Origin of the sequence: Acetobacter sp. DsW_059 (genome assembly GCF_002153695.1) — a bacterium.
Classification (GTDB): Bacteria; Pseudomonadota; Alphaproteobacteria; order Acetobacterales; family Acetobacteraceae; genus Acetobacter; species Acetobacter thailandicus.
Genome location: NZ_JOPI01000022.1, coordinates 1 through 712, shown reverse-complemented (window position 1 = coordinate 712; position 712 = coordinate 1). Strand labels below are relative to the sequence as shown.

General features: G+C 49.0%; 2 protein-coding genes. Both read right to left on the bottom strand.

The annotated features are described in order from the left end of the window. Positions 1–155: 155 nt before the first annotated feature. Complete coding sequence (locus tag HK25_RS12940) at positions 156–317, bottom strand: hypothetical protein (RefSeq protein WP_158092921.1); 162 nt, start codon at positions 315–317, stop codon at positions 156–158. A 16-nt stretch (positions 318–333) separates the two neighbouring features. Beyond that, complete coding sequence (locus HK25_RS05590; protein ID WP_086555360.1) at positions 334–534, bottom strand: hypothetical protein; 201 nt, start codon at positions 532–534, stop codon at positions 334–336. Between the last annotated feature and the right edge of the window lie 178 nt (positions 535–712).

Sequence of the window (712 nt, the reverse complement as noted above, 5' to 3'; positions counted from 1 at the left end):
AGCAAGGTGATGGCGAGAGTTACCCCGCCACCACCGACTATCATGCCAAGTTCAAAGTCAGGCATTATTTCCTTAGTAGCCAGTTCTGCAGGTAAGGATTCAGTTATTCGGAAAATCCGAATAACTGCCTTGTCTGGTTAGTATGAAATATAAGATTAAGTCGTAAGGCTGCCCTGCTCTGTCAGTCTGTAAACGCTGTCGTAGTCTTCTCTTTCCATGAGAAACAATACAGCGTTTTCAGTAATACCAACGCCATGCTGGTTACATAAATCTGTGAGGGCACTTAGGAAATTTGAGTAACGATCCTTATCTGGCATGATTGTTTACCCCCTGTTACGCACTCTGAATGGCTTCGTTATCGGCTTTGCATTTAGCAAAGATTGCTTCAAGCTCTGCCGTGGTCGGACCGGTGCCTGATTTGGTCTGATTGATCGCGCTGATCACCGTCTCGTAAATCTCCGGCCCGTATTTCTCTGCCAGCTCGAAAACAGTTCCTGCTACGCCAAGAATCGCACTGATTGCTGCTGCGTCCATGATTATTTGCTCCCTGCAAGGGCGGTGCATTCCGCCGGTGTTGTTCCTGTTTTCACGCCACTCCAGCAGGCCGTGAAGGATGCGAGGTCAGTCTGCGCTGCAGCAACGGCTGTCTCTGTGATGCTGTCGCCATTCTGAACTGAGGTGTTCAGCGTGCTCAGCTCATTGAAAACTGTCT